Annotated in this window: 8 protein-coding genes; 2 read left to right on the top strand and 6 right to left on the bottom strand. The window is 48.0% G+C overall.

Going from position 1 to position 8304, the window contains the following annotated elements; translation table 11 throughout:
* Positions 1-206, top strand: a 206-nt coding sequence (locus tag QUB10_RS28270; protein WP_333206547.1) for a hypothetical protein, incomplete at its 5' end; no start/stop codon positions are given.
* 38 nt (positions 207-244) lie between these two features.
* Here the strand turns inward: QUB10_RS28270 and QUB10_RS28265 are convergent.
* The 6 genes from QUB10_RS28265 to QUB10_RS28240 form a co-directional block, all read right to left on the bottom strand.
* On the bottom strand, positions 245-1417 hold the full coding sequence (locus QUB10_RS28265) for a DUF4335 domain-containing protein (protein ID WP_333206545.1): 1173 nt from the start codon (positions 1415-1417) through the stop codon (positions 245-247).
* Between the two features lie 3 nt (positions 1418-1420).
* A complete protein-coding gene (locus QUB10_RS28260) occupies positions 1421-2047 on the bottom strand; it encodes a DUF3038 domain-containing protein (protein ID WP_333206543.1) in 627 nt (208 codons plus the stop codon).
* A 272-nt stretch (positions 2048-2319) separates the two neighbouring features.
* Positions 2320-2826: a hypothetical protein gene (locus QUB10_RS28255; RefSeq protein ID WP_333206541.1), complete on the bottom strand. Its 507-nt coding sequence runs from the start codon at positions 2824-2826 to the stop codon at positions 2320-2322.
* Positions 2827-3019: 193 nt separating this feature from the next.
* Complete coding sequence (locus QUB10_RS28250) at positions 3020-5224, bottom strand: cation:proton antiporter domain-containing protein (protein ID WP_333206539.1); 2205 nt, start codon at positions 5222-5224, stop codon at positions 3020-3022.
* 186 nt (positions 5225-5410) lie between these two features.
* Positions 5411-6460: an RNA-guided endonuclease InsQ/TnpB family protein gene (locus tag QUB10_RS28245; RefSeq protein ID WP_445300834.1), complete on the bottom strand. Its 1050-nt coding sequence runs from the start codon at positions 6458-6460 to the stop codon at positions 5411-5413.
* 31 nt (positions 6461-6491) lie between these two features.
* Positions 6492-7085 carry an IS607 family transposase gene (locus tag QUB10_RS28240; RefSeq protein ID WP_333206535.1) on the bottom strand — a complete coding sequence of 198 codons (594 nt, stop codon included), beginning with the start codon at positions 7083-7085 and terminating at the stop codon, positions 6492-6494.
* Between the two features lie 312 nt (positions 7086-7397).
* Between QUB10_RS28240 and rpsB the strand changes: the two genes are divergently transcribed.
* Positions 7398-8228 carry a 30S ribosomal protein S2 gene (gene rpsB / locus QUB10_RS28235; protein ID WP_333206533.1) on the top strand — a complete coding sequence of 277 codons (831 nt, stop codon included), beginning with the start codon at positions 7398-7400 and terminating at the stop codon, positions 8226-8228.
* Positions 8229-8304 lie beyond the last annotated feature (76 nt).

Here is an 8304-nt window from a genome sequence, read left to right as displayed (position 1 = left end):
CTCACGCTTTGTCTCGGATGATTCACTTTTACCCCCTCAATCCGCGTATGTGCCAGTTGGGGGTGCGGAATGTGGGTAAAAACCGACAATCTCAAAAACCCGCCCCGGCCGATGTATTATGCGCGATCGATCCGACATGGTATGAGGCAGCATTTAAGCGGGATTTGGTATCAGTCAACCGTCAACCGTTAACAGTCAACCGTTAACAGTCAACCGTCAACCGTTAACAGTCAACCGTCAACCATTACCAAGGACTGACTTGAACCTTGCCGTCTGGTGCTAAAACTACGCGGAAATCAGCCAGCGCTTCCGCAGGTGGCCTGCTGCCAACGGGTTTGTAAAGCAACTCCGACAACGGCGTTTCGGATCTCTCGACTGCTGCCGAATTTTCCGGCTTGTAACCGACAATCGCCCCGTCTGGGGCCACACTCACCCGATAAACCAACTCCGCATCAACCGGAGGCTGATTCTTCACAACTCCATCAATTTGCTGGGAAAGTTTGCCCCTCAACAGGTCAATTTCCCCTGGATCTGTAATTGGCAGGGCTGCCAAATCTGGGCTTGCCAAACCTTCAGCAACAGGAGTGGGCGTGCTTTCCGGCAAAGTGCTCGACTGCGGTGTGGCGCTAGGTGAAGCGTCCGGCTGCGGGGCGGGGATCGGAGTCGGCGAAATCGATTCAGCGTTCGGAGTTTGAGTCCCAGGCAGCAAACCGTCAGCAGGGGGCGTGGGATTGGGATTAGGCGAACCCGATCCGCCCGGATTCGGCGTCCCCTGATTCTGGCCTGCTGGATTGGGCTGCGGCACCGGATCTCTGGGACGCTGGACTTCGGGCACCGGCACCAAGAAAAACGCCATCGCAGCCAAAGCCAAACTCGACACGCCCACGACAGCGGGCAAACTCCGCTTCGCCAAAGGTTCGGCCGACTTGACGTAACGCCGGGAAATTGGGGTTAATTGCAGCGACAATTCCGGCAGCGTCTGCGTGTCGGCAAAAAACTGATCGATCGCCTCTACCAAGTCAAATAGCTGTACCGTCGTCAAATCAACTTTTGCCGACAGTTCTGGTTTTTGATCGATTTGGGTTGGGCTGCCTGTGGAGGCGGGTAGAACGGTCAACCGGTGCAAATTCCCGTCAATTCTGTGCAACTGTACCATACCCAAATTCGGGCCGTAGCGATCGGGATAATGCACTCCGCTCATAAATTCTTGAGCGTAGCTGCTGACTGCCCTCACCAAGCTTTCAAAAAAGTCTCGTCCCCCGCTTAAAGGCTCGCCGAGACCGTTCACATAGCATTCAGCGCTCATTAATATCGAAAGCACCGGCCGTATATCTAACTGGCTGGCTGCCGATCCATCGCTCAACCCTTCTAGAACCAGGGTGCAATTTGGCAGACTGTACTGACGCCTAATAGTCATTTTTTATTCAACTTCTCCATCAAACAGGCTAACCCAGAAGCGCTGCATTCCGGCTGTGCCTGTACAAAATAGCAGTTTGCTCAACAAGTTCAAAGCTAGTTCGTTGAGCTTGTCCTCGGAATCGTAAGCTGCAACTAGCGATCGCTTGGGGTTCATGCGCGATCGAAAGTGAGCTCGAAAGCGTTCTAAATACTCCGCCAGCGGCTGGTTCTGGTTGAGGGGGATATTTTTCGATCGCAACTGCTGGGAGTCTAGCAGCAACTGCCGAATTGTGGCGGTTAACTTACGCGCCATATTACAGGCGATCGCCACCAGCGCTTTTGCCTCCACAATGGTAAGGGAGCGGCGCTGGGTATAGCGTCTCAGCGGGTTAGTATTACGCATCAGCCAAAGGGCAACCCGATTTTTGATAATTGATTCCAATTCCAGGTCCTTTGACACAGCCAGCATTTCTTCGGCACCTCCGAGATACAAGGCTTCGATCGCCAGCAACATCAAGTCAATTTGCAATCTGGCTCGGCGGGGACATCCCCCATCGGAGGGCGACAAGTCTGGCAAACTGTCTAAAATTAACGGGTTTGACTGGGTAAGCGAAGTTTCTGACGGCATTAATATCACGGCAACATCCATTCCAAACAAACTATACGGGCACGGGGGGTCTTGAGCAAGACAAATTCTCAACCAAGAACTTCTCTGGGATACTTTATTTTTATCATTGACTTTTAGGTATATTTTCTAATTTAGCAGCAACCGACCGTCGCGGGCGAGCTCCGGCGGCAGGAGTTCGATCGCCCACTCCCCTACCCCCGCCGCCGCTTTGTGATTCCTTGCTTCATGAGGGGAGAATCGGAAAGCGACAAAGAATTACCCATTTCCCATTTCTTATTCTCTATTGGGATCAATCAATGTTCCTGCTTCTGGGGTTGCACCGCCGCTTCTCTTTGAGCCGTAAAATCAGTAGCCGCCGTCTTATCAGTTAGACTAATTTTTCCCTTGAGGCTTTCTTGCTCCACAATTCCGCGCATTTTAACAGAACTGTTTTGACCGGTTGCTGTGGAGTCCCTGCAACCCGCTAAATTAGGAACCGCACCCGACAAGTTCAATCCTTGAGTTTCCCACTTACCAAATAGAGAAGGTTTCTCCTGGGCTGTTTTTTCCCTGCCCTCCCTGCTGCCCGATCGCAAATTACCGCTCAAATAAACACCCGATTGCTCGATTGTCAATTCCAAAACATCAGAATTTAGACATTCGGGCAAATTTTTAGGATCGAAGCGATAAGTTCCCGCAATTGCCGGGGCCGCCTTTAAATTTGTTTCCCCATAAGCAGTTACTACTTTAAACAGCAGTGCAACTGAGCCGATCGCAATCCCGTAAAATGCCAGTGATTTCAGGCTTAAATGATTCATCATCTTGCTAATTAATAATTGGGCATGGGGCATGGGGCATGGGGCATGGGGCATTGGCCCGCGCAGGGCATTGGTACTAACTCACAAATAACCAATAACCAATAACCAATAACTAATAACAACAGTCAACAGTCAACAGTCAACAGTCAACAGTCAACAGTCAACTGCCAACAGTCAACCGTCAACCGTCAACCGACTACCTTTGAGGAAGTACCGATGCCAAGTGCGATCGCACTTTAACGTAGCACCGCGCAATCAGCAGCGAAGAATGACACTGCACAGCCAATTCATCAGTATACTGTCCCAAAGTTTGGCGCTCAATTCCCCACTCCCGACTCGTACCCGCAATAGTTAAATCAGCATTAGCAGAAGCCGCTACTACTGCTTGAATTGGCTCAGCAGCCTCCACAATCGGAGTCTCAATGCGCGATCGTACCTCAACCGGTAACTGCTCCATCACTCGTTGAAACTCGTAACTCAGCTCGTTTCCAGCTTCCCCGTCAACCGCCACCCGTAGCACTGTCAAACGGCGTTCCTCACTATTAACTAACAGTCTCAGCGCCAATTCTAACCCCAAATCATCGTGAATGTTTGCCGCGTAAGGTACTAACAAGTTATTCAACCTTTCCCTGCCTCTGTCAACAAAAATTGCTACATCCACCTTAGCGTTGCTGAGAATTTGGCCGACACGTCCTCCCAAACGGTTGCTGCTAAAAGTAGGTCTGTGCCATCCTACTAAAATCAAATCCGCGCGATCTATTTCCGCAATTTGTGCCGTTTCCCTGGCAACATCATTAGTAACCCGAATGATGGGATGTACCAATTTTTGGGCCTCCGGCAGTTCCAGACTCTCAATCAATTCTGATAATTTCGAGCGGCGTTCTTGAATAATGCGATCGGCTTCCGCAGGCGTACTTTCAAAGGCATAATCCTCATTTAATTCTATTAAACTCAGAGGATGAACCGCCGCCGACTGTAAATCCTCACCACCCATACCAGCAGCCGGCTGCGCCAGCGCTACCGCTAGTCGCAGTAAACCTTTCTGCGTGCTGGGATTGGCAACAGGTACTAAAATTCGATAAGTTGGCTGCAATTTATTAGCAGTTTGTTCGCTGCTATCAGCCCTTTCTAAATCTTCTAATTCAGAATCCTCAGAGTTAACTTCGGAAATATCTAATCTAATTAACCGTTTTGGATAAGTCCACTCCAACAGAGGCGAAGTCATAAAAGTTGTCACTAAAGCCATGATGACTAACATCGTAAATAGCAGCGGCGAAACTACGCCCAAGGAAAGACCGATATTCAGCACAATTAGTTCAGTCAAACCGCGAGTATTCATCAGCCATCCCAGCGCTGAAGCTTCGCGGTTGCTGATGCCACAGACTCTGGCCGCAACGTAAGTGCCGACGTATTTGCCGACAATTGCCACTCCCAAAACTGCGGCGCACAGCAGCCACAATTCGGGACTGTTGAGCAAGCCGATTTCAGTCCGCAAGCCGCTATAAGCAAAAAATATTGGCAGCAGAAATATTAGTACAAAGTCTTCGGTTTTTTCTGCTAATTCTCTGGTTAATCCCGCATTTTTCGGCATGGCAGCACCAAGCAAAAATGCACCGAAAATTAAATGAATTCCGATCAATTCAGTAATTAAGGCAGAAGCTACAACTCCCATGTAAATTCCCGAAAGCACTAACTGTGTTAATCTGCCAGTGCGGTTGTAGTGTTTGGAAAGTCGCTGCAAGAACCAGCGGACTACAGTCAGCATGAAACCGATGTAAATTAAAGACTCAATAATTGTCGGCAAAGCACCGATCATCGAATTAGTACGAGTAACTGCGATCGCCACCGCTAACAAACACCACGCCGTCACGTCGTCTACCGCAGCGCAAGTCAGGGCCAGCGTCCCCAATTTTGTATTCTGCAAGTTGTGTTCTGTAATAATTCTTGCCAGCACCGGAAAGGCAGTAATTGACATCGCAGCGCCCAAAAACAAAGCAAAGGCGGTAAAGGAAACGCTATTATTTGAAACGATGGGATACAGCAGCAGTGCTAGGATGCTTCCCAGGGAAAACGGCACTAGAATGCTGACGTGGGAAGTTAAAATCGCTATATCTAAATTGCTTTTGAGGTACTTGGGATTCAATTCCAAACCAATCAAGAACATGAAAAAAATCAGCCCCACCTCAGACAACACATTGAGGAAGGGAACGGCTTCGGCTGGAAAAAGTGCAGTTGCGGTGGCAGGTGCAACTAAGCCAAATAGAGAAGGCCCAAGCATAATTCCTGCTACAATTTCTCCAATGACTTGAGGTTGTTTGATCGCTCGAAATCCTAAACCTACAAGTCTCGAAAGTGCGATAACAATTAGAACTTCAAGCAGGACGAGAATGGGTATGGGCATGGCGTTTTTAGCTTGGGGATTTTTGCGGATCTAGAGGGCAGGGTAGTAAAGCTGACTGAATTGCCGATCGAAAACAATGGATACCACCTCGATCGAAGTTAGAAGGCACAAGAGGCGCACCAACAACGCCATTGTCTCACAAGCCAACAAAGGCTTTGGCAACCGATACTTTTTTGCTAACAAATGCTAACAAACACATAAATTAAGAGAATCTCTTAACAAAGGGGTATCACCCAATGCCCGAAGGAAAATCCCACGAGCACCATTCAAATCCCGATCCATCTTTAATCCAGTGGCTGCGGACTTAATAGTTCTAGCACTACCTAGATTTTGGATAATTTCGCCAGTCCATGACACAGTTTTCGACGTATATGCTTCGTTGCAATCAATCACAACTTTTGAGTTTTCCCAAGCTTTCCACTTGAGGAAAGTTTTAAACTCGTAATGACTTAAGGTCAACATTTGTCGCACCGTTTTATTTCTCAACTTACGGCGTGACTTAGACACCATTTGAGAACTCTCGAACGTGGGCAACAGAATCACATCAAAATTATCGACTAAAAACCTAGCTACTTTGTGATGTAATTCTTTAACCAAATGTTGGATTTTACAACGAAGCCTGCTAGCTGCCTTCTTGAATCTTCTTTTTGGTCGGCTAGGAGCTTGAGAAATTTTTGACACTAATTTGTCCAACCGGAAACACAATTTCTGGATGTGCAAATTAGAATCTTTTCCTAGCCACCCATAAGAATTTTCAGAGAAAAACGTCATGAACGTGCGGACACCGGGATCTAAGGCAACCAGCCGACCTTGTTTATCGGTCTTAACTTGTTGCACTTCTTCAGAAACAACTAGGTAATACTCGCCATAGGCAAGAGTCAACCTACCATCAGTGAAATTTCTAGGCAAGGATTCTGTTAACTGACACTTGCCCAAAATCGAATGGTAGACACCACAATCTTTTATGGCAGACTTTGGCACATAGATAGATTGCTTGGTGTCTTTTCTACTCCGAAATTTACATTTACGGATTTGGCCGTCTTTTTTGAAACCCTGTTTAGCTGCTTTCACAGTTGAGCAAGCATCTTTGATGGCAATCGACTTGATTTGGAAAGGTACAGGTTTTGCCCATTCTGGCAAACTGTTGAGTATTCCAGTTTTGATTGTCATCCAGCTAGCTTTTGTGCCTGGTTCTTGAAGGTATTTGATAGTCGTGTTGTAAACAAAATGACTCACCCCAAACCACTGCTTGATTAGCGCCTTTTGTTCAGGATTTAGGAATAGACGGATCTTCCTTGATTTTCTTGCTGTAACTCCTGAGTCCGTGCATTCTGCCACTGAAGACGTGAAGGATGGCAAGAAGATCGCTTGTGAGTTCGGTTTCTGGGCAGTAAACAGTTCGGTCGAGAACCAAGATTTGTCCACCGTTTTGCCCGGCCATGAACTCGAAAAGTTCAAATCCGAATCTGCACAATCTGTCGCGACAGGCAACCACAATCGTGAGCTGTTCGCCGCGCATAAATCTGACCAGTAGGGCTTGCAATCCTTTCCGCTTGAAATTGAGTCCCGACCCGATATCTTGGATGATTTCGGCGTCGGGGTATTGTTGTCGCATGAATTCAACTTGTCGAGCCAGATCATCTCGCTGTTTGGAGGAACTGACGCGACAGTAGCAAACAAAGGTAGTTCTAGTTGCACCGCGTTGATAGGATTCGACATCGTAGAGTCGTTGCCCTGCTTCGTTTTTGATGCTTTTGATTTTCCCTTCGTCTGCATATTTTCTTAGGGTGTGTGGATGCAAGCCCAGAAATTTGACTGATGAGTCTGAGTGGTACGTAAGCCCTACAGCAAATAGTAGCATATATTAGCAAATATAAGCAAAATATTTACTGTGCGCTAACCTCCCACCTGGATTTTTCGTTTTTTACAAGCGCTTGCAAGTAACTTTAACCGCAGCGTGCGTACCCCGCACCCAACCCGCGCCCTAAATCTCACCGTAGGGTGCCAAGCCAACCCTACGGATATCAGATTGTCAGCAAAAGTAGCACGCGCTGTGATAAACTAGAAAAGTTGTTTAAATTCGCACATCCGGGTTTTCGGGTGTTTCTAGGGCGCAAACCTTCAGAAATACGACCGGGTGGAGGATTAACCCGAATTAGGAGTTAAAAATACCATGCCAGTAGTCAGTTTGGCTCAAATGTTAGAGTCAGGGGTTCACTTCGGACACCAAACCCGTCGGTGGAACCCAAAAATGTCTCCATACATTTTTACAGAGCGCAACGGGGTTCACATCATCGACCTCGTGCAAACCGCTCAGCTTATGGAAGACGCCTACGAGTACATGAGAGTTGCCTCAGAAAAAGGCAAAAAGTTTTTGTTCGTGGGTACGAAGCGCCAAGCTGCAGGGATTGTAGCCCAAGAAGCTCAACGCTGCGGTGCTTATTACGTCAACCAGCGCTGGCTGGGGGGAATGCTCACTAACTGGACGACGATTAAGTCCCGCGTGGAGCGCCTCAAGGATTTGGAGCGTCGCGAGGAAATCGGCGCCCTCGATTTGCTGCCGAAAAAAGAAGCTTCGGTACTGCGCCGAGAAATGGCAAAACTCCAGAAATATCTGGGCGGGATTAAATCTATGCGGAAGATTCCCGACGGAGTGGTGCTGGTAGACCAACGCCGCGAGTATAATGCGGTGTTGGAATGCCAAAAGTTGGGAATTCCGATCGTCTCTCTGTTGGATACCAACTGCGACCCGGATTTGGTTGACATTGCGATTCCAGCGAATGACGATGCTATTCGATCGATCAAGCTGATTGTCGGCAAGTTAGCTGATGCCATCTACGAAGGTCGTCACGGTCAGCAGGGCGGCGACTCTGAGGAAGACTACGACTACGACGGTGGCTACGAAGGCGCTGAATATGATGTCGAAATCGAAGAATTGGATGACCCCGATTATGTAGATCCCGACGACGGCGCTGAGGCCGAGGGCGAAGAAACCGAGAGCTAGTATTGCCCTCGGAATCTGACACCAGGAAATTAAAAATTAAAGATTGAAAATTAAAAATAATAATTATTTTTAGTTG

Source organism: Microcoleus sp. B5-D4, assembly GCF_036705145.1.
Taxonomy (GTDB): Bacteria; Cyanobacteriota; Cyanobacteriia; order Cyanobacteriales; family Microcoleaceae; genus Microcoleus.
The sequence above is the reverse complement of the archived record's forward strand: the minus strand, read 5'-3'. Positions and strand labels throughout refer to the sequence as shown.